Below are 21,156 nucleotides of genomic sequence, written 5' to 3'. Positions count from 1 at the left end.
TGAACCTGAAAAACACAGCGGGAAAAGGGCATCGGGGCGCGCCGGGACTGGCGCCGAGAGAGCTGGCCGAACGACTAGCGAGCACATCTTGTTCCCTACGCAGGCCTTAACCTGATCAGGTTCAACGGGATCCGGAACTTTCCGATCTCAGCCTTCGCTTCAAGGCACCCCGACAAGAACGGAGCCGAGTCTAATCAAGAGTGGCGGGGAATACCATGCCGATAGCCATAGTGGCGACCGCCGGGTCACGGCCATCCCACCCGCCCGGTAACCTGATCGCCTTCGGCGAGGCTCCAGACACCGTGCTCATGCGCCTTGACCGCCCGCATGGCCGCGCATAGCCTTGCCCATCACTTTGCTTCAGGGAAAGACGCACATGCTGCGCAGACTCACGCTGGCACTCGCCGTGACCGCCGCCTCGCCCGGGCTGACTTGGGCACAGACAGCGCCTCCGCTTTCCGCTCGAACCGATCTGGTCAGCGTCTACCGACAGGCGGTAGAAAACAACGCCGACCTCGCTGCAGCGCGCGCTCAGTTCAAAGCCATTCAGGAAGTCGTGCCCCAGGCCCGAGCCGGCCTGCTACCGAACCTCAGCGGTGGCGCGGAGCTCAGCGATACGCGCACCGACGTCGATACATCCATGGGTTCACGCTCACTGTCACGCAGCGGCACTGTCTACCAGGCGACCCTCAGCCAACCGATTTTTCGTCCGGAACGCTGGTTCCAGCTACAGGCAGCCGAAGCCATCAGCGAACAGGCCGCGCTGGAGTATTCGATCGCCGAGCAGGACCTGATTCGCCTCACGGCGCAAGCCTACTTCGCCGTATTGCGCGCCCAGGACAATCTGGCCGCGGCCAAGGCCGAGGAGTCGGCTTTCCAGCGTCAGCTCGATCAGGCCAACGAGCGCTTTGAGGTTGGCCTATCCGACCGTACCGATGTACTCGAAGCTCAGGCGGGCTTCGATACGGCGCGTGCCAACCGACTGCTCACGCAACGGCAGGTAGCCGATGCGTTCCAGGCGTTGTCGACGTTGACCAACCGCGAATACCTGGCCCTTGAAGGCATCGAGCACAGCTTGCCGGTGTTGCCGCCCATCCCCAATGACGCCAGCGCCTGGGTCAACACCGCTACGCAGCAGAACCTAGACCTGCTGGCCAGTAACCAGGCAGTCAACGCAGCTGAAGAAACGTTGCGTCAACGCCGTGCCGGGCATGCACCAACCCTCGACGCTGTGGCGCGCTACAGCAAGGGTGACAATGACAGTTTGGGTTTCACCAACACGGGTAGCGAAACCGTGACCGGCATCCCCCGCTACACCGGGGATGTGGAGCAGCGCAGCATTGGACTGCAGCTGAACATCCCGCTTTACAGCGGCGGGCTGATCAGCTCACAACGCCGCGAAGCCTTCCACCAGCTCACCCAGACCGAGCAACAGCGAGAAAGCCTGCGCCGTCAGGTTGTCGAAACCACGCGCAACCTGTATCGGGCTGTAATTACCGATGTCGAGCAGGTACAGGCACGACGGCAGTCGATCGTCTCCAATCAGAGCGCGCTGGAAGCCACCGACATCGGCTACCAGGTCGGAACTCGCAACATCGTCGACGTGCTCGACACGCAGCGCCGCCTGTTCGCTTCGGTGCGTGACTACAACAACGCCCGCTACGACTACATCATCGACAGCCTGCGCCTGAAACAGGCCGCAGGCACCCTCAACCCCGGTGACCTGGAAGACCTGCAGCGTTACCTGAAAACGGACTACAACCCGGACACTGATTTTTTACCGCCGGATCTGTCCGAGAACTTCGCCCGCCCAGTGCGCATCGAGTAGCTGACCCCGGGGAGGCGTTAGACGGAACAGCATCTTTAGAGGGCTCGCCAGGCCTGCAACAAGCCTGGCCGAAATCGACATCAGTCACGACCACAAAGCGTATTCCTGGGGCGCCGGAGCTGATAACAAGCTGATGGCGTCAGGCGAGCAACGCTCCCAGCCCCTGCAGCAGACGCCCTAGTGCGCCCTGATTGTTCTTTAGCACCATCAAGCCTGCGCTGCGGGCTTGCGCAGTGCGCTCGGGATCGGTCCAGAACGCCTCTATCGCAGATGCCAGTTCAGGTGCATTGGTTATTTCGGCAAGCGCACCGGCATCGCGCAGTTGCGCTGCGATATCGAGAAAGTTGAACAGGTGCGGTCCCGTCACGACGGGCTTGCCCAGCGCGGCTGGTTCGAGCAGGTTGTGCCCGCCAGTCGGCACCAGGCTGCCACCAACAAACGCGACGTCGGCTAACGCGAACAGAAACAGCAACTCACCCATGGTGTCGCCAAGCACCACTTGAGTACCAGCCTCCGGCTGCTCCTGTAGCGATCGGCGAACCGTGCTGAAACCCTGCTTGGTGCAAAGCTCATGAACCGAGCGAAAGCGCTCGGGATGGCGCGGTACGAGGATCAACAGCGCATCGGGCTGCTCAGCCAGAATCAGCCGATGCGCTGCAAGCAGAATTTCGTCCTCGCCTGTATGGGTGCTTGCGCCGATCCAGACCGGTCGCGACACGGCACTCCACTGCTGGCGGAGCTGCGAGGCGCGCTCAGGCAGCGCCGGGTCAATACTCAGATCGAACTTGATCGAACCGGTGACCTGCACACATTGGTCACGGGCGCCAAGCTGCCGAAAGCGTGCGGCCTCAGCTTCGGTCTGCGCGGCGATCAGGGCCAGCTCGGCCAGCATTGGCTTGGTCAACCGGGAAAAGCGGCCATAGCCCCGAGCTGAACGTTCAGACAGGCGAGCATTAGCCAGCGCGACCGGGATGCCGCGAAGCGCGCACTGGTGAATGTGGTTCGGCCATAACTCGGTTTCCATCACAACCGCGAGCGTTGGTCGCAAGCATTGCAGAAAGCGCGATGCTGCCCACGGCAGATCGTAGGGCAGGTAGCAGTGCTGTACCGTGTCGCCAAACAGCGCCTTGATGCGCTCGGAGCCGGTCGGCGTCATGCATGTCACGGTAATGGGTAGTTGGGGATAGCGCTCCCTGATCGCTCGAATCATTGGCGCCGCAGCAATACTCTCGCCGACCGACACCGCATGCACCCAGATGCCACCCGGTTTGAAGTCCGGCAGTCCGACAGCAAAACGCTCGCCCATGCGTGTCCGATAAGCCGGTGCTCGACGGGCGCGCCAGAACAGACGAACCACCACCAGCGGCAAAGCGAGATGGAACAGCAAGGTATAGAGGGCACGATTCATGGGCGCGGAGCTTAGCAAAGGGGCGGACGCAACGGCCACAACGAAGCTTGAAGCGAAATCCGTTACCGTTACGCCGAACTTGCCCGCACCGCGGGAGCCGAATGAACGCAGCGTTCGTCGGCACTGCACGCAACCGGAGTCCGTATGATTGGCTATATCTATCTCGCCATCGCCATTACCGCAGAGGTGATCGCCACCACATCCATGAAGTCGCTCGCCGGTTTCAGTCGCCCGCTTCCCCTATTTCTCGTGGTCGCTGGCTACAGCCTTTCATTCTGGATGCTCGCGCTGGTGGTAAAGACCATACCCGTGGGAATCGCCTATGCCATATGGGCTGGCCTTGGCATCGTCCTGGTGAGCATTGCCGCAGCGGTCCTATATCAGCAAAAGCTCGACCTGCCGGCGGTGCTTGGCATGGCGCTGATCGTGGCCGGCGTCGTGGTGATCCAGTTGTTTTCCCACAGCACGGGGCACTGAGCCGGATAGGCTGATGCCGATGGTTGAGCGGTTATACTGCGCGCTCGATTTCACCAAGAGGCCGGCCCATGTCCGATTCACTGAGCACCGATGTCCTGATCGTAGGCGGCGGAGTCGCTGGTCTGTGGCTGAACGCCCGCTTACGCCGGCTGGGCTATTCGACGCTGCTGGTGGACAAGGGTGTGCTTGGCGGCGGTCAAAGCGTCAAGTCACAGGGCATCATCCACGGCGGCACCAAGTACGCCTTGAGCGGCGCCCTCACCGGCGCATCGGAAGCCATCGCCGACATGCCGCGACGTTGGCGCGAGGCGCTTGCCGGCAGCGGCGAGTTGGACCTCTCCGGCGTACGCCTGTTATCGGACGCTCACTATCTCTGGTCGCCAGGCACGCTGACCGGCAACCTCACCAGCTTCTTCGCCAGTAAAGCCGTGCGGTCACGTGTCGGTCAGGTGAAAGGGAGCGATTTGCCCCCAGCGCTTCAGGACCCACGCTTCAAAGGCAGGGTTTATCGCCTTAGCGAACTGGTGCTGGACGTGCCCAGCCTGATCCATCGACTCGCGGAGCTGTCGGGTCCAGGTCTGCTCAAAGCCGATCGAATCGAGCCACTTAGGGAAAATGGCGAGCTGACCGGGCTGACCGTCGACGGTCGCTCAATCCGAGCCCAACGCATTGTGCTGACGGCCGGTGCGGGCAATGCCGAACTGCTGAGCGCGCTGGGTCTCGCCCAGCCGGCCATGCAAAAACGTCCGTTGCACATGGTCATCGCCAAGGCGCCTACATTGAAGCCGCTCTACGCGCATTGCCTGGGCGGCGGCTCCAAACCGCGCATCACCGTGACCAGCCACCCCACTGAAGAAGGCCAATGGGTCTGGTATCTGGGCGGTGAACTGGCAGAAGCAGGCGGGGTCGCACGCGACGAGGCCGCGCAGATTGCCGCAGCGAAGAAAGAGCTGGCCGAACTGGTGCCTTGGATCGACCTGTCCGCTGCGCAATGGGCAACGCTGCGCATCGACCGCGCAGAGCCGGCCCAGTCAGCACTGGCCAGGCCGGATAACGCCTTTCTTGCAGAGCAGGGTCGCCTGCTGGTTGGCTGGCCGACCAAGCTGGCGTTATCGCCGGACTTCGCCGATCGCGTCGAAGCCGCGTTGATCCGAGACGGCATTCAACCGCAACAACTGGTGCAACTGCCTGAACTGCCGCGCCCTGCGATTACCGGGCCGTTCTGGGAAGGATTGGTCTGATGGAAACGACTCTGCACTCTTTGCACCGCCCGCTGGGCAGTACCGGCCTGAATGTGTCGCCACTGGGCCTGGGCACGGTCAAGCTGGGCCGGGATCAGGGCGTGAAATACCCCAACGGCTTCAGCATTCCCGACGACAACCAAGCGCGCCAGTTGCTCGATCTAGCGCGAGACCTCGGTATCAACCTGATCGACACCGCACCCGCCTACGGCGTCAGCGAAGAGCGCTTGGGCCCACTACTGCAAGGGCAGCGCGACCATTGGGTGGTTGTCAGCAAGGTCGGCGAAGAGTTCGTCGACGGTCAATCGCATTTCGATTTTTCGCCTGCTCATACCCGTTCCTCCGTCGAGCGCAGCCTCAGCCGGCTAAGAACCGATCGTATCGAACTGGTGCTGGTGCACTCAGACGGGCGCGACCTGGAGATCCTGCAGCACAGCGGCGTCTACGAAACGCTCGCTGATCTCAAGCGCGAGGGCAAAATTCTTGGCTACGGCCTGTCGGGTAAGACAGTCGATGGCGGATTGTTCGCCCTCGAGAAGGGTGACTGCGCCATGGTGACCTACAACCTCAACGAGCAAGCTGAACGGCCTGTGCTTGACTACGCTCATACCCATGTCAAGGGCATTCTGATCAAGAAGGCGCTCGCCAGCGGCCATGTTTGCCTGAAGCCGGATCAGGACCCCGTCCGACTCAGCTTTGAGCTGCTGTTCGGCCATCCAGGCGTGGGCGCGGCCATCATTGGCACCATCAACCCGCAACACTTGTCAGATAACGTGCGTGTCGCCGCATCCGTTTTAACCCAACAACAATAAACACGGCCAAACGGCCGCCTACTGCCAGGAGGAGCCGAATGCCGCGCGTGCTGATCCGTAAGAATCCGACCTTCAAGACGCTGCCGCTGCTTGTCGAAGCCAGTCCAGAAGGTTTGCGCTACCAGAGCCTGGGGCGTCCGCTGAATTTCAGCGAAATGCTCGAACGTCGCCGACCGGTAGCCGTGACAGATCCGAGCCGCTTCGATGTCGAACTGGCAAACCTGGGCGTCTCGGTGCGCCTGACGCTCTGCTGGCAGGGGCAGGAGTATTGGGTGCTGGTGCGCCAGCAACGTCAGGACCGAGGCGACGTGGTGCTCAAACTGATTTCCGGCTATGTCCCAGCCCATGAGCTAAGCCTGCCCTTGCTGACAGCGATTCAGGAAGTCGCTGAAGAATGCCTGCTGGAAACGCCCGAAGGCTGGCTGGCAGGTCGTTTCGGTGATACCTGGCTGCCAACACCCTATCAAAGCAGCCTGCGCTATCGAGAGGCCGTACACTTCAACCTGACCTCCGTGCCCGGCTCAGCACAGCCGATCCAATGCGGTCAGATGACGTTGATCGAGCAACCCCGGGCCTATGTCCATCTGCCAACGGCGTCCTTGCAACTGGTCTATGACATGCAGCTCGAACTGCCGAAAGAAACCCGAGAGCTCAGCCTGTTCCATGTGGATGAGCGTCTGCAGGACGGCAAGCTGGTCGCCGAGCTGTCACGCAGCCGACCCAACCTCTATCTGGTTCCCCTCTTGCAGGGCCGGCCGACTCCGGCATTGTTCACCTTGCGCAAAGGCCAGCCGGTGCCTGCCAGCACACGCGGGCTATGGCTTTCGGAAAGCTTTGCGGGTCAGGACGAATGGGTCGTGCGAGAGGAGCGGATCAGCTGGCGTGACTGGATCAAAACCATGCCCGTGGCGGAATCAGGTTAGTTGCGCCCGCAGTCGCGCCCAGCCGGATCGGGTGAGCGCGGCTGTGAATCAGCGATTGCGGATTTTTTCGACAATGGCCGTGGTAGAGCTGTTCTCAACGAGTCCCAAGACTCTGACCTCGCCGCCGTAGGCAGTGACCAGGTCCGCACCCACCACCTGATCAACCCCGTAATCCCCACCCTTGACGAGTACGTCCGGTTTGACCTCAGCGAGCAGAGACTCCGGCGTGTCCTCCGCGAAGCATACGACCCAATCAACCGCACCGAGCCCGGCGAGCACCGCCATGCGCCTATCCACCGAATTGATGGGCCGACCCGGCCCCTTCAGGCGACTGACCGATCCGTCATCATTCACCGCGACGATCAAGCGATCTCCTTGAGCGCGGGCCTGCTCTAGATAGGTCACGTGGCCGGCATGAAGAATGTCGAAGCAACCGTTGGTAAAGACGATTTTTTCACCCTCAGCGCGTGCATCCTCGATGGCGGTCAGCAACTGCTCGAGCGTCATCACGCCGCGCTCGGACCCCTCCTCTCTCTGCACCGCACGGCGCAGCTCCGGCGCGCTGATGCAGGCCGTGCCCAGCTTGCCAACCACAATGCCGGCTGCCAGGTTGGCCAGCGCCACTGCCTGGGGCAGCGCTTCTCCGGCTGCAATCGCTGCGGCCAATGTCGAGATAACCGTATCGCCAGCACCGGTGACATCGAAGACCTCGCGCGCGCGCGCCGGCAGATGCAGGGGAGAATGCTCAGGACGCAATAGCGTCATGCCGTGCTCGCCCCGAGTAACCAGCAACGCGCCTAGTTCCAGCTCCTCCATGAGTCTGGCACCCTTGGCGACCAGCTCCGCCTCGTCTGCACAATGACCGACGATAGCCTCGAACTCTCCAAGGTTCGGCGTTATCACCGAAGCGCCGCGGTAGATCTCAAAATCCTTGCCTTTGGGATCGGCCAGCACCGGGATGCCACGCTTACGGGCGGCCTGAATCAGGGCTTGGTGATTGCGCAATGCACCTTTGCCGTAGTCGGAGAGGATCAGCACCTTGACGCCATCCAGCAGCGCCTCGACCTGAGTCAGCAGTGCAGCAGGGTCTGTATCGAAGGGTTCTTCGAAATCCATCCGCAATAGTTGCTGATGACGACTCATGACCCGCAGCTTGATGATCGTCGGCTGATGATCAATCGACTGGAAATGCGCCCCGACGCCTGCTGCGGCCAGGCTGTCAGCCAGACTCTTACGCGCCTCATCGACGCCGGTAACCCCAACCAGCGCCGCGCTCGCACCGAGGGCGGCGATATTCAGTGCAACATTCGCAGCCCCACCTGGCCGATCCTCCACATGATCGACCTTAACCACCGGCACTGGCGCTTCGGGCGAGATCCGGTTAGTACCGCCATGCCAATAACGATCAAGCATGACATCGCCAACCACCAGAACGGAGGCTTGGTCGAATCGGGGCATGGACAGTTTCATCAGCTGACTCCGCACGTTCGAAAAGCGCGCATGATAGCAGCCCGGCATACCGCAAGAAGCGTCAACCGAGGCCGGGAGTTTGCCAGCACACCCGGCGCTGCGAAACGGCACAGATGTGCAGAACGAGCGCGCGCAAGGCCTAGCCAGACGCTACAGAGCATAGTGATCAGGATGCAGCTTTGGACTGCGCGCCAACGAGCGTTAGACGCGCTCGACCCAAAACAGCTCGTGTCGGCGTACAGCTTTGCGGAAGAACTCATCCCCTCCGGTGATCGGCCAGCGCCGGCCCAGAAGTAATGCTTGAATAACGCGGCGAACACGCTTCTTGAGCGGCAGCGGGACCTGCAAGTCATGCTGCATAGTCAGGGCCATGGCCTTGTCCAGCCGCATGTCCGCATCCAATACCGGACTCCAGACCGCAAGTGACGGAAGCGGCTCTATAGCAGGCGGCAAAGCGATACCGCAATCAGCAGGCCCCATCGGCCAGCGATCGTTGTCATGCAGGTGATTGGCGTACAGCAGCTTGGTCTCTGGCTTCCACTGGCTCTTTTCAATAGCCGCGTTGAGCGCCAATGAGGCATGAATATGGTCGGGGTGCGGATCGAGCTGAAGATGAGGGAGCACGACGACCTCCGGCCTGTGGTGCTCGATCAGCGCAGAGAGATCTGCCAGCAAATTGTTCCAGGTGGGCTTGGCATCTGCATCGCCGGGCAGACGTAGCGCGTTGAAGGCGCGTGCTCTACGGATGTCGAGCTCACCGGATTCTTTCGATCCAAAGGGAACATCTGGTTGCTCATGCATGGCCGGAAGCCGCATACAGAAGTATCCCAACTGAATGCATTGCGTCATTGGGACACCGCCCCACAAAGGGACCGCCAAGCTGTTCCACGTTCGGAGGCGCCCTTTGAGACGCGCCGCTTGCTCTTTGTCCAAGCCAAGCCGTTCATAGTGACGCGCTTCGATTTCACCCTGGGTCAGGGTCACGATAGTGGCATTGGTGCATCGATGATAAAGACCAAAGGCAGCCAACTCGGCGTCATCTGCATGGGGTGCAATGATCATTGTGCGCTTTTGAGCGTAATCGGGGTGACTAAAGGCGAAAAGTCGAGTGGGAACCACACGGCAGAAACGGCTACGAACACGTAGTCGATCAGCGAGAAGAGGCTTGCACAGACCCGACAAGTTCACGTATCGACGGCCGGAGACGCGGCGCTCGAAATCCTGACGATCACAACCCTCAGGTGTCTCGATCAACACCCTGGGATCGAAGAGAAATCCCAAGAACGTGGCTTTGACCGTACACTCCAGAACGAGAGTGTCCGCGTCGGCTGGCAGCTCGCCAGAGACGCTCAAACAGTTGTCCGCTCCCAACGCAGCCACACCCTGCCAAGCATTGTCCGGAAAGTCGTGGCGATAGGAATCGCGCGGGGAATAGAACAGATGATCAGCAAACCAGGCTTCGTGAACGACCCAGAACACGAGAGCGAGGACTAGAGCGATCCAAGGAGGACCGAGGTCTACCAGACGTTGATCGACGAAGCTGGCCAATATTAGAACGACCAATGTCAGGCCAATGCGCTTGTTACGGCGATGACGTTTCAAAAGAACTTGCTTGCGGGGTTCCATGTCGGCCTTGTCGATTGTTCCTTGCGCTTGGGAAGCGCAGATTGTTGGCAAATAAAGGTGGTCAGGTTGGCGCGCTGAGGGTCACGATCGCGGTTGACGGAGTCGTCTCAAACTTGGTACACGGCGTGCTTATGGCACCACCGCTCCTTATATTCGCGGTCCGCACGCCCGAACGAATAGCGCAGGGTTTTGCCGAGCGCCCGGGCTTCCGCCCAGGCCTGCAGGACGTTGACGTAGCTCAACACGCTCCCCGGACTGAAATCACGACTGGCAGGGTCCACCCCGCCGTTGATGTATTCGACACTGACCCATTCAGGCGACTCAACCCTATAGAGCACCTGAATCGCTACCGGTACCTGCTCCAGGTAAGCTACGTGGCCGGTCATGTAGGGGTGCATCAGCTCAAGGACGCGTGGTAAGTGAGCAGCGGCCGGAACGGAGAATTGCCAACGGCGTTGAAACAAGTCGGCGTAGATGTGCGCAAGCTCTTCGGGCGAGTGGTCCTGTATCGGTCGCAGTTCGCCACCAGACTCCTCAAGCAACCGCAACTCTCGCCGTTGGTTATATCGAAATTTCTTCGACAGCGCCTCGGGCTCCCGTGCCAGCATCAGCGCCTCGGATTGCAAACCCAACCCGCGAAACCCTCTGATGTTGGGCTCACCTAAATAGCGTGCTCGCTGCCTTAGTATGGCGCCTGCACCTGGCGCCGCCGGCAGGATCACCTCCGCATTGCCAAGGTCGAACAGCCCCTTCTGCCGATGCTTCTTTAGGCCTTCCTTGGACAGTGCTAGATAACGCCCCCAGCAGGGCACCGCTGCGACCAGCATATCCTGGCTGTACCAGCCAAGGTAGCGCACTGGAATACCAGCTAGGCCGGCCAGACGTTCGACGATATCGGGGTGAGTGATAACGCTGCCACCGTGTGTATGCCAGAGCGTTGCGTACTCCGTAGCGGAGATAGACACCCAGCCGCGCTCTCGCCAGAGCCTAGTCAGTCCTTTCACGATGAGATGCCGCTGCTCTCGTCACCCGGCTCGTCACTGAATTGCGTAGCATGCAGGCGGGAGTAGAAGCCACCCAGAGCCAACAGCTCGGAATGGGTGCCACGCTCGACTATCTCGCCCGAATCCATAACCAGAATCTGATCGGCTTTTTCAATTGTCGACAGGCGATGCGCGATAACCAGCGTCGTACGCCCCTGCATCACCTTATCCAGAGCAGCCTGGATATGGCGCTCGGACTCGGTATCCAGCGCTGAAGTGGCTTCATCAAGGATGAGCAACGGGGCGTTTTTCAGCAAGGCGCGAGCGATCGCCAGACGCTGGCGCTGCCCCCCGGACAGCAGCACCCCGTTTTCACCTACAAGGGTGTCGTATTGGAGAGGCAGGCGTTCTATGAACTCGTCAGCGTAGGCGGCTTTCGCCGCTGCGATAACTTGCTCTCGGGGGGCATCAGCGAGATCGCCATAAGCGATATTTGCAATAATCGTATCATTAAACAGCGTAACATTCTGCGTCACGAGGGCCATATGCCGGCGTAGATTCGACAGGCGATAGTGTTGAATTTCCAAATCATCCAGCCGAATCTGGCCTTCGGTGTGCTTATAGAATCGCGGAATAAGATTGGCCAGTGTGGATTTCCCACTACCAGAGCGCCCTACAAGCGCAATCATCTGGCCGGGCTTAGCGCTGAATGACACGTTCCTCAGCACTGCCCGCTCTGCTTGCGGGTACGAGAAGCAAAGGCCACTGACCTCTAATCGGCCTTCTACGCGCTCACGCTCTTCTTTTCCGGAATCCAACTCGGCCTCTTCGTCCAATTGCTGGAATATGCTTTCCGCGCCAGCCACACCCTTCTGGATCGTCGAACTCACCTCTGATAACTGGCGAATGGGCTTGGGCAGTAGGCCTGCCATAGTGATGTAGGCCACCAGATCACCGGCAGAGGCATCACCTCGCAGCAGTAGCACAAGAAACATCAGCACGGCCATTGCCGAGTAGGTAAGGAGCTGCAACATGGGGGTATAGACGGCGCCCGTCTTGACCATCGCGAGCTGCTTGTCGGTATTGCTGTTGCTGGCTTCCAGGAACCGTTGCCTTTCGTACGGCTCGCCACCGAAGCTCCTGACAACCCGATACCCCTGGATAACCTCAGACGTCACGTGCGTAACATCGCCCATTGCGGTTTGGATTTTCTTACTTTGCTTGCGAAATTTTCGGCTGGCACTGGTTACCATCAGAGCGATGATCGGCAGGATAGCCAGCATCACCAATGTCAGTTTCCAGTTCATGTACAGGAGCGACCCGAAGAGGAACACGACTGTCATGCCTTCACGAATGACGACCTTGATCGCGTCGGTCGCGGCCCCCGTGACCATGGTCACGTTGAAGGTGATCCGCGAGATAAGGTGGCCGGAATTGTGAGTGTCAAAGTAGCGGTTCGGCAACACCAACAGGTGATTGAACAGCGCGATGCGCAGGTCGTGCACCAGCCCCAAGGATACGCGCGCAAGAAAATAGTTACCGAGGTAGGAACCTACCCCCTGCCATATCGCAATCGCAATGATGAGCAACGGGACCGCCTGCAGCAGCCGAAGCTCACTAAACACAGGCCAGCCAGGAAACATAACGGCGTCCGGGTTGCTGAGCCCATCGACAAAGTATTTCAGCATCCCCGCTAGCATTGGCTGTGTCGAGGCGAAAATCAGAAAACCGACGATGCTGAGTATGAACATGCCGATATACGGCCTGACGTAACCCAGAAGACGAAAATAGATTTTCAAGCTGGAACTGGAGGCTGGGACGTCGTCGGTCATAAGAGGAAGCGTGACAAAAAATGCATGCTATCACAGGACCCGCGAAGCCAAACCAAGCTTACAGTCGCAACGGGTATCGCCTACAATCGCGTGTTTACTCCGATATCCAGCTAATGCCGATCCAAGCCCAACCTACAACGGCGTCCGAGCGCGCCTACGATCTTATTGCACGCTATCTGTTGCCCCTGGGCGTGGTTATGCTTCTGGCGGGGCTTCCGCTCTTGCCTGACCGCTCGATATATCACAAGGTCTATTACGGATTGGTTTGCCTGCCCGCGCTAATCATGGCCTTAGCGCGTCCGTCCATGCTCAGGCCACTGGTTCGCGACCCAATTTTCATTGCGTTTGCTGCTTTCATCGTGTGGGTTTGGCTCAGTATAGTCTGGACTGATGCGAGCGAAAGCTGGACGAGCCTCGCCAAATGGCCCTTGTACGTGATCTTGCTATTTGTGGCATTTACGCTGCTGCAACGCCACAATCTATCGCGATTCTTCACAGCAGTTCATGTTGCAGCGGTCATTTTTTGCCTTTGCACTCTGTATGCGCTTGTAGAAGGCGCGCCCCTGCTAAGCACAGGGTTCCGCCTGATCGGCACCGGTGCGCTGAGTAATCCGTTGCTCAGTTCGCATCTGTTCGGGTTCTTCACAGTGTTCTGGCTGGTGTCCACAGCGATGAGGAGTTCGCGCGCCTCCAGCTTCTTGTTCAATGGCGCGGCAACAGCCGTGATGCTAGTTGCCGTACTTGCAAGCGGCTCACGCACGCCGCTGCTGGCACTGACTTTCACGTCCCTCTGGCTTTGCCTGCTACGACCGAACCGCCAAACACTGACCTTGATCGCTATGGCCATTTTGGGCTCGGCGATCCTGTTCACATACACGCCCGAGCTACTCTTGAGCCGAGGACTCTCCTACAGACCGGAGATCTGGCAGCAGGCGTTGGGGTTGATTCAGCAACATCCCTGGGTTGGGCATGGCTACAACACGCCAATTGCCATACCCATCGAGGGCATCGGCATGACGTTCAGCGAACCCCATAATTTCGCCTTGAGTGTTCTGCACAATGTTGGGATTGTGGGCTTCTTGCCCTGGGTCCTGATGCAGGCTCTGGCATTGTGGATCGGCTGGTGCAACCGTCATGACTGGCGGTTCGTGCTCGCTTCAGCTTGGATGATGTATGGCATTTTTGCCGCACTGACCGAGGGCGGAAGCATTCTCTCGCGCCCCAAGGAGCATTGGTTCCTGCTCTGGATACCCTTAGCAACGATGGCCGCCCTCAGCGCGGTCAAACGGGCCAGCGAAGCGAGAATTCAACTCACGCCGCTTGGCAAGGCCGAGCTCAACGCATTGATGGACGGCGGGACGATCATCGAGCAGGACGGGCTAGGCCCCAAGGTCGTGAAACTGCGTGACGGCAGCTTCTTGAAACTTTTCCGGCGCAAGCAATGGCTTTCGTCAGCAAGCCTGAGCCCGTACAGCCGACGCTTCGCGTACAACAGCCTGGCGCTGTCTCAACGGCAAGTAGAAACGCCGGAAGTACTCGAATGTTTCCGATTCGATGACGGTTCCACAGGAGTGCATTATCAGCCGCTGCCGGGCATTACGCTTAGGCAGGCCCTGGAACGCGCACCCGACGGCGGTGCTCGCGCACGCATCGTCAGACAGACAGGTCAGTTCATCGGCGAGTTGCATGAGCGCGGTGTTTATTTCCGCTCCCTTCATCTGGGTAATGTCCTGGTCTTGCCAGACGGTAAGCTGGCCCTAATCGATATTGCGGACATGCGTCTGTTCAATAGGCCACTCACCTCGCAGATGCGGCAGCGCAACCTTAAGCACATGCAGCGTTACAAGCAGGATCGATATTGGCTGTTCGAAGAGCAGCGCAGCGCTCTTGCCGAAGGTTACGCCCTAGGCGCCTCGGGCAAGGCAGCCGACACTTTGTTGAGCAGTCTTTGAGCATTAGGCTCGTGTTGACGATCAGCTGCGCAGGGGCGCTGCTTCACCTCGCACAGCTGCGTGGCGCCATGCAGCAGGAACCGCCCTGCCGTACAGCGAATTTCTGTCACCGTTGACACGTGATAGCCAATCCACTGGACGCTTAAAGCGCTATGGGTAGCCTTGTTAGTAACTGTACTGAGCAGCGCTGTTCATCTGTAAGTCCAGCGATAGTCTCAATGCAACACGACCCAGCGCTAGGCTGGCGGCAGCTTATCGAGCCGCCTCTGCCGAACTGACTCAATGAAGGCGCTGATATCGTCGCAGCAGAGCAACGGAATCGCCGCTATGATCTTTTCCTGGGGCCAATCCCACCAGCTGATATCCAGCAGGGCCGAGCGCGTCGCTTCATCGAAACGCCAGCGAACTACTCGCGCCGGATTTCCAGCCACGACGGCATAGGGCGGCACATCTCGCGTGACGACCGCCGCAGCCGCAACGACCGCACCGTGGCCAACTGTTACCCCCGAAAGAATGGTTGCGTTGGAGCATAGCCAGACATCGGAGCCAATTCGAACATCGCCTCGGCTGGTGGCATAACCCTGGATATGCCTGGCTTCTTGGACAAATGCAGGGAACGGATAGGTCGTTACCCAGTCTGGACGATGCCCGCCGCCTAGATAGATATTGACTCCGTCAGCGATCGAACAATAACGGCCAATCTCAAGCGTGGTGCCCTCATCCCAATCGTGCACCATAGGTAGGCCATACGAGCCTATCCCATACCGATACTGAGGATAACGGGCGAGGAATTTGGCTTGACCCCGCAACAGGCGTGGTAGCTTGCGTATGTTCCGTGCGGCACGCTTATCCAGGAAACGTTGAAGCCAGTTCATGGCTTTACATTCCTACTCGACAGCAAGCGCCAGGCGCCTTTCAACGTCTTGAGGTTGCGCTTGCGCCAGGGAATTTGCGCCAGCACCTCACGCGCCAGATGCCTGTCTTCCATCGCTACCTTGGCAAACATGGCGTTGAGATAGCGCAGTCGCGTACGCTCGTAGCCTGGGTGATCCTCGAAATGCTTATATATGGCCAGCTCCGTCTCGATCATAAGACGGCGGTTCTTGTAGGTATTCGTGCCGTGCACGCGATACAGCGCAAGTGGCTCCGCCATGATATCGACGAAATAGCCTAGGTGGGCGATACGCAATTCGATGAAGTAGTCTTCGATACGGATGCTGGGATCATAGCCACCCACGCGCTCTATCGCCTCCCGGCGGAACAGAAGTGTCGGAGCAGGCGGACCTGGCTTACGGTCAAGAAACAAATCCTCGAAATCTAGACGCCTGGCGGGCCGATGGCGCTGCTTTCCCTCGGGAAGCGGAGTGCCCTGCCCATCGATCACGATGATGCCACCAGCGCATATTCCGGTCTCGGGCCGTGCCTCCATAAACGGTATCTGCACCGACAACCGGTGCGGCAACATGGCATCGTCCGAACCCAGCGGTGCGATGTAAGCACCACTGGACCGTGCGATGGCATCGTTAAGCGTGGTACACAGCCCTTTGTTCGCCTGAACGCGGAAATCGAAACCCAGCTCCTGCTGAAGCCGGGAAATAACCTCGACGCTATCATCCGTGGAGCCGTCATCCACCACTAACAGCTCTATGTTGGGATAGGTCTGCGCATAAACGCTTCTAATGCTCTCCTCAATGAAGCGAGCATGGTTGTAGGATGCTATGACTACCGAAACGAGCGGCAACGGGTCCTGGGTGTCAGTCACTGACCGGCTCCTCCTTCCAAGTGCCGCAGATCAATTGGCGATACTTACGCCGATAGTTGTCAATGTCATGTTCCCGTCGCAGGTAGGTATACGCCCTCTCCCCTAGGGCGAAACGCGTCTCGCTCCCCATGGCCAAATAGGTGTTTAGAGCCCGGGCGATTGCCGCCTCGTCGCCGGGCGGAAAGGATATCCCTCCCGCCCCCGCAAGAAGCGGCCGCATCGCCGGTATATCGGACCCCATTACGGGAAGGTGCCCGCACATGCCCTCCAGCAAAGCCAAACCAAGCCCCTCCTGCAGTGAAGGCATGACGAAAAAATCGAAGGCACGAACATAGCGCATGGCGTCAGGAACCGTTCCGCACAACACAACACGGTCAGCGAGGCCGAGCGTTTGGATTTCGGCGCTTAGCGCATCCTCCTCCCGGCCGCCCCCAATAATGGCCAGGTTTGCGCCGGGGTAATCGCCGGCTACGCGCGAAAAAGCGCGTATCAGATGGATGTGTCCCTTGACCGGCACCAGCCGGCCGATCGCGCCGATGATGGTACTCCCCGTTGGTAGCCCCAGTGCGTCGCGCGCCGACTCGCGATCTAGCTGGTGGGATTCGGCCAGAGCGATATCGATCGCATTGGTGATGGCTACGGTGTTGGCGCTGGTGAATCCGCACCGCAACGCGAGCAGGTACTCCCGCACTGCAGGCGATACGCCGACGAAACGCCAATGTCCGTCGATCAAACGCCGGGCCTGCCATCGCCGGTAGAAGCGGTCGTATTCACCGAAGCCATGAGAAACGCCGATACACAAGGGCACTTTCAGCGTCCGATTGATGTGCATGAACAGACTGACGGCCTTGAACCTATGCAGCAATACGACATCGAACTGCTCCTCCCGGCAATAGTCGATCAGCCTTCTGCGTACGCCCAAGCGCATGCCACTCATCTGCTTGGACGAAAAGTTGAAGTATTGTTCGCGCCACGGAACATCCGGCGTGCCATCAGCAGGACACCCCTCCAGATAGCCATTGACCACGTCGAAATCACTAGCTGGCAGCCCGTTTAGTATTTGCACTCCGAGGTCAGAGTTGGTATCCGCGGCGTTATAGCGCGTCTGCAGTTGCAGCACTTTCAGTCGCCGACCCATCAGCTTTTTCCCAGCCAAATCCGCAGTGCCTTTCTGGTGTAGGAGAGTTTCAACAGCGTCCGCCAGTCGCTCGCCATGGCTAACCGGTAGAAACGCATGGCTGCGTCGCGGTCGCCGGACAGATAAGCGCCTCTGAACAACGACAGGCAGCGCTGCATGTAGAAGGATTTCTTTAGATCCTGCATTGCGCTGGGCAACCTTCGAAACACCTCGTCGACCAACTCGACGCCGCCTCGGATGCTGTAGCCCAGGTCGTGGCGAAGGCTATCGCTGTGCTTATGAATTACTGCCAGCGGTTGTGGCAGCGTCGTGACTGAAAAAGCGGCCAGAACCTGAGCGAACACAGGGATGTCCTCGGCGTTCCGAAACTGCTCGGGGTAGTTACCTGGGGTGAAAACAGAGCGATGCATGACACATGCTCCATTCGATATGCTAATGGTCTTGTCGAGCAGATAAGCCTGCACGCGCCCTCGGGCAGTATCAGGCAAGTCCCGCGCCCCATGTTCTCTCGTGCGTCCGCTTTCATCTATCGAACGGTGCCCGCCGATGACCATGCGAGTGTCCGGCTGGCTGACCAAATGATCACGGATCAGCATAAGCGCGCCCTCGGCCTGTTCATCATCTGCATCGAGAAAAATCAGCCAATCGTTGTGCGCGCTCTCAATACCGAGATTGCGAACCGAAGCGAGTCCACCGTTGCTCTTGCGGATCGAGCGGAAGGCACCCGGATATTGCTGATGCAAGGCTTCGACGACCCTCGGTGTATCGTCAGTTGACCCGTCATCAATCACCAGCAGTTCGTCTGCGGGAAGTAGCTGAGGCACTACCGATGCGACAGCCCTGCCAAGAGAGGCGGCATAGTTGTAGGCTGGGATAATGACGGTGATACCGGGACGGGCGCTCATTTACGCACCTGCTCGACTGCGTTTTGTAAGTTGAAGAAGGCACGCTCCACTCGGGACACGCTCATAAACAGAGGCCATGCATCTCGAATGATACCCAGCGTCATCAAAGGCCTCACCACCGCCCCCTGAGCCCAATCTGGTCTCCAACAGAATCCATCACGGCGTTTACGGTAAAGGGTCAGTACTGGCACACCTAACAACGAAGCGAGATGCCCGACGCCGGAATCGTTGCCAATTACATAGCCCGACTCGAAAAGATGTTCCGCAAGGGCAGAAGTGTCGGCGAATAATGGTGCGTCGAAGCCAGACGTGAAATGCGGCCCATGCACAACGCGTTCCTTGGGCGACAGGACGAATTGTGGTTCCCACCCCCTCGCTTCAAGTCGCTTAGCAAGGCGAAGAAATTTATCTCGCGGCCAGTTTTTCTTGGAATTGTGTGAAAGGGGATGAATCATTACGCGCTTTGAAAACTGGCGGAACCTAAGCGGGCCCGGCGGTACGAGGCCGACATCCTTGGACGCGCTGCCGAGGCCGAGCCTTTCCGCACAAAAGCGCACGGCCTGATCGACCATGCTCATTCGGTCATCGTCGATGCATCGCAGCGAGCCAGCCCCTGCGACCAGCGGCGAAAGCAGCAAGTGTTTATCTTGCGAGAGTCGGGCAAGCGCAGCGGCGGCCGGATTTGTCACAAGCTGAGGGTTGATCTTGCACGTACCGACAAACATGTAGCGGTCTGCTAACTCACGAGCAGAGGCATCGTGGCGGGTGACCATGCTGCCGAAATCAGAAATGACCAGATCGAAGCAGTCCAGTACGGCGAAGGTTTGCGCAGGCGCCGGTAGCGGAAGGATGTTGAACCCGGGAAGCCAGGGTGCGAGCGGCGCCAGAGGATTCGAATAAACCGTGACCGCATACCCGGCGCGGGCGAGGTTAGCGGCCAATACCAGATAAACGCAACCGTCGCCGAGCCCCATGGAAGGTACCACAGCGATGCTGCAGCGCTCTGCGCCGGTTCGTTCGCCGACCATTAGCGATCGTTGATACGCTTGAATGTCCCCCATCACCTGTCCTTCACCACCAGCACATCCTCCATGATCAGATATTGAAGATCTGATCCATAGAACATGTTCAACGCGTCGGTTGGCGAACAAATCATCGGTTCGCCACGGCGGTTAAGCGAGGTGTTCAGCGACACGCCATTGCCGGTGAGTTTCTCCAGTTCCAGCATCAGGTCGTACCAACGCGGGTTGAAGCGACGCTCCAGCACTTGAGCACGCGATGTGCCGTCCTCGTGCACCACTTCACCCACACGCTCCTTCCAGCCCTCGTTGACCTCGAAGGTGAACGTCATGAACGGGCTCGGGTGGTCAACCTTGAGCATTTGCTCAGCAACCGTATCGAGCATGGACGGGCAGAAGGGTCTCCAACGCTCGCGAAATTTGATCTGCTCATTGATCCGATCGGCCACACCGGGAATGCTCGGACAGCCAATGATTGAACGGCCGCCAAGCGCGCGCGGGCCGAATTCCATGCGGCCCTGGAACCAGGCGACGGGATTGCCTTCGACCATAATTTGAGCGATGCGCTGAGGCACATCGTCGATCTGCTGCCAGGCAGGCTTGTTCGGGTGCCGAGCACAGGCAGCAATCACGTCCTCGTTCGAGTAGGACGGCCCCAGATAGACGTGCTCCATTTTCTCGACCGGGACGCCGCGCTGATGCGAAACATAGGCAGCCGCGCCAACGGCCGTGCCGGCATCGCCGGACGCAGGCTGGACGAAAAGCTCTTTCACCTCATCGCGGGCGATGATTTTCTGGTTGAGTTTGACGTTCAATGCGCAACCGCCGGCAAAGGCGATCTTGCCGGTCTGCTTGATGATGTCGCCCAGGTAATAATCCATCATGTCTAGCGCAAGCTTCTCGAAGAGGGCCTGCATGCTGGCGGCGTAATGAATGTACGGATCGTCAGCGATATCGCCCTCTCGTTTCGGTCCCAGCCACTCGATCAGCTTGGGCGAAAAGTAATAACCCTTGCCCTTCTCTTTGTACCGGCGGAAACCAATGACATTGGCGTACTCGGTGTTGATGACCAGTTCACCGTTCTCGAATTTGGCCAGGCGTGAAAAATCGTACTTGGCAGCATCGCCATACGGCGCCATACCCATCACCTTGAACTCACCATCGAGCATCTCGAAGCCGAGAAACTCGGTAATCGCACCGTAGAGCCCACCCAGCGAATCGGGATCGTAGAACTCTTTGATCTTGTGGATCTTGCCGTTCTCGCCATAACCGAAGAAGGTGGTGGCGTACTCGCCTTTACCATCAATACCAAGGATCGCGGTCTTCTCTTGAAAACCCGAGCAGTGATATGCACTGGATGCGTGGGCGAGATGATGCTCAACCGGCTCGATCTTTACTTTTTTTAGATCGAAGCCCAGCTGCTGCAGGCACCACTGGATGCGCTTTTTGTAACGGTTATAGCGACGATTGCCAAAGAGGATGGCATCCAGTGCGCGATCCGGCGCGTACCAGTACCGCTTGGCGTAATGCCAGCGAGCCTTCTCGAAAATGCTGATCGGCGCAAACGGAATAGCGACGACATCAACGTCGGACGGTTTGATACCAGCCTGCTCAAGGCAGAACTTGGCCGACTCGTACGGCATGCGGTTCTTGGCATGCTTATCACGCACGAAGCGCTCTTCTTCGACGGCTGCGATCAGCTTGCCATCAATATACAACGCAGCGGAAGGGTCATGACTGAGCGCGCCGGAAAGGCCAAGAATCGTCAATGCCACGGATA

17 protein-coding genes and 1 riboswitch are annotated in these 21,156 nt (G+C 58.9%); of the genes, 6 read left to right on the top strand and 11 right to left on the bottom strand.

Annotated elements, in window-relative coordinates; all coding sequences use genetic code 11:
• Positions 1–75: 75 nt before the first annotated feature.
• A riboswitch (TPP riboswitch) is annotated at positions 76–182 on the bottom strand.
• A gap of 194 nt (positions 183–376) precedes the next feature.
• A complete protein-coding gene (locus tag JQR87_RS02590; protein WP_407292873.1) occupies positions 377–1,828 on the top strand; it encodes a TolC family outer membrane protein in 1,452 nt (483 codons plus the stop codon).
• Positions 1,829–1,967: 139 nt separating this feature from the next.
• Here JQR87_RS02590 and waaA read toward each other — a convergent pair whose 3' ends face one another.
• Positions 1,968–3,236: a lipid IV(A) 3-deoxy-D-manno-octulosonic acid transferase gene (gene waaA / locus JQR87_RS02585; protein WP_407292875.1), complete on the bottom strand. Its 1,269-nt coding sequence runs from the start codon at positions 3,234–3,236 to the stop codon at positions 1,968–1,970.
• Between the two features lie 144 nt (positions 3,237–3,380).
• On the opposite strand from waaA, the gene JQR87_RS02580 reads away from it, so the two are divergent.
• The 4 genes from JQR87_RS02580 (at position 3,381) to JQR87_RS02565 (ending at position 6,689) form a co-directional block, all read left to right on the top strand.
• A complete protein-coding gene (locus tag JQR87_RS02580; RefSeq protein ID WP_407292877.1) occupies positions 3,381–3,713 on the top strand; it encodes a DMT family transporter in 333 nt (110 codons plus the stop codon).
• Between the two features lie 68 nt (positions 3,714–3,781).
• Positions 3,782–4,954, top strand: a complete 1,173-nt coding sequence (locus JQR87_RS02575) for an NAD(P)/FAD-dependent oxidoreductase (protein WP_407292879.1) — start codon at positions 3,782–3,784, stop codon at positions 4,952–4,954.
• On the top strand, positions 4,954–5,766 hold the full coding sequence (locus tag JQR87_RS02570) for an aldo/keto reductase (RefSeq protein WP_407292881.1): 813 nt from the start codon (positions 4,954–4,956) through the stop codon (positions 5,764–5,766). Before JQR87_RS02575 ends, JQR87_RS02570 begins: the two co-directional genes overlap by 1 nt.
• Before the next feature lie 38 nt (positions 5,767–5,804).
• A complete protein-coding gene (locus JQR87_RS02565; protein ID WP_407292883.1) occupies positions 5,805–6,689 on the top strand; it encodes a metal ABC transporter ATPase in 885 nt (294 codons plus the stop codon).
• Between the two features lie 48 nt (positions 6,690–6,737).
• Here the strand turns inward: JQR87_RS02565 and hldE are convergent, their stop codons facing one another.
• The 4 genes from hldE to msbA form a co-directional block, all read right to left on the bottom strand.
• A complete protein-coding gene (gene hldE, locus JQR87_RS02560; RefSeq protein WP_407292885.1) occupies positions 6,738–8,159 on the bottom strand; it encodes a bifunctional D-glycero-beta-D-manno-heptose-7-phosphate kinase/D-glycero-beta-D-manno-heptose 1-phosphate adenylyltransferase HldE in 1,422 nt (473 codons plus the stop codon).
• A gap of 201 nt (positions 8,160–8,360) precedes the next feature.
• On the bottom strand, positions 8,361–9,785 hold the full coding sequence (locus JQR87_RS02555; protein WP_407292887.1) for a PIG-L deacetylase family protein: 1,425 nt from the start codon (positions 9,783–9,785) through the stop codon (positions 8,361–8,363).
• Between the two features lie 107 nt (positions 9,786–9,892).
• A complete protein-coding gene (locus JQR87_RS02550; protein ID WP_407292889.1) occupies positions 9,893–10,789 on the bottom strand; it encodes a GNAT family N-acetyltransferase in 897 nt (298 codons plus the stop codon).
• A complete protein-coding gene (gene msbA, locus JQR87_RS02545) occupies positions 10,786–12,600 on the bottom strand; it encodes a lipid A export permease/ATP-binding protein MsbA (RefSeq protein ID WP_407292891.1) in 1,815 nt (604 codons plus the stop codon). Before msbA ends, JQR87_RS02550 begins: the two co-directional genes overlap by 4 nt.
• Positions 12,601–13,034: 434 nt before the next feature.
• Here msbA and JQR87_RS02540 point away from each other — a divergent pair, with 434 nt between their 5' ends.
• Entirely contained in the window at positions 13,035–14,552 is a 1,518-nt protein-coding gene (locus JQR87_RS02540; RefSeq protein WP_407292893.1) for an O-antigen ligase family protein, read from the top strand.
• A 236-nt stretch (positions 14,553–14,788) separates the two neighbouring features.
• On the opposite strand, the gene JQR87_RS02535 is transcribed toward JQR87_RS02540, so the two are convergent.
• From JQR87_RS02535 to JQR87_RS02510, 6 genes are all read right to left on the bottom strand, one after another.
• Positions 14,789–15,427 (bottom strand): CatB-related O-acetyltransferase, encoded by a 639-nt coding sequence (locus tag JQR87_RS02535; RefSeq protein WP_407292895.1) that lies wholly within the window; start codon positions 15,425–15,427, stop codon positions 14,789–14,791.
• The gene (locus tag JQR87_RS02530) at positions 15,424–16,314 is read right to left on the bottom strand and encodes a glycosyltransferase (protein WP_407292897.1); all 891 of its coding nucleotides are present in this window, start codon (positions 16,312–16,314) and stop codon (positions 15,424–15,426) included. The genes JQR87_RS02535 and JQR87_RS02530 overlap by 4 nt, the downstream gene beginning before the upstream one ends.
• Positions 16,307–17,452 (bottom strand): glycosyltransferase, encoded by a 1,146-nt coding sequence (locus JQR87_RS02525; protein ID WP_407292899.1) that lies wholly within the window; start codon positions 17,450–17,452, stop codon positions 16,307–16,309. The genes JQR87_RS02530 and JQR87_RS02525 overlap by 8 nt, the downstream gene beginning before the upstream one ends.
• Complete coding sequence (locus JQR87_RS02520; protein WP_407292901.1) at positions 17,452–18,357, bottom strand: glycosyltransferase family 2 protein; 906 nt, start codon at positions 18,355–18,357, stop codon at positions 17,452–17,454. Before JQR87_RS02520 ends, JQR87_RS02525 begins: the two co-directional genes overlap by 1 nt.
• Entirely contained in the window at positions 18,354–19,331 is a 978-nt protein-coding gene (locus tag JQR87_RS02515; RefSeq protein ID WP_407292903.1) for a glycosyltransferase family 9 protein, read from the bottom strand. Before JQR87_RS02515 ends, JQR87_RS02520 begins: the two co-directional genes overlap by 4 nt.
• A gap of 86 nt (positions 19,332–19,417) precedes the next feature.
• Positions 19,418–21,151 carry a carbamoyltransferase family protein gene (locus tag JQR87_RS02510; protein ID WP_407292905.1) on the bottom strand — a complete coding sequence of 578 codons (1,734 nt, stop codon included), beginning with the start codon at positions 21,149–21,151 and terminating at the stop codon, positions 19,418–19,420.
• Between the last annotated feature and the right edge of the window lie 5 nt (positions 21,152–21,156).

The organism is Stutzerimonas stutzeri (assembly GCF_051028275.1).
Lineage (GTDB): Bacteria > Pseudomonadota > Gammaproteobacteria > Pseudomonadales > Pseudomonadaceae > Stutzerimonas > Stutzerimonas stutzeri_AS.
The sequence above is the reverse complement of the archived record's forward strand: the minus strand, read 5'-3'. Positions and strand labels throughout refer to the sequence as shown.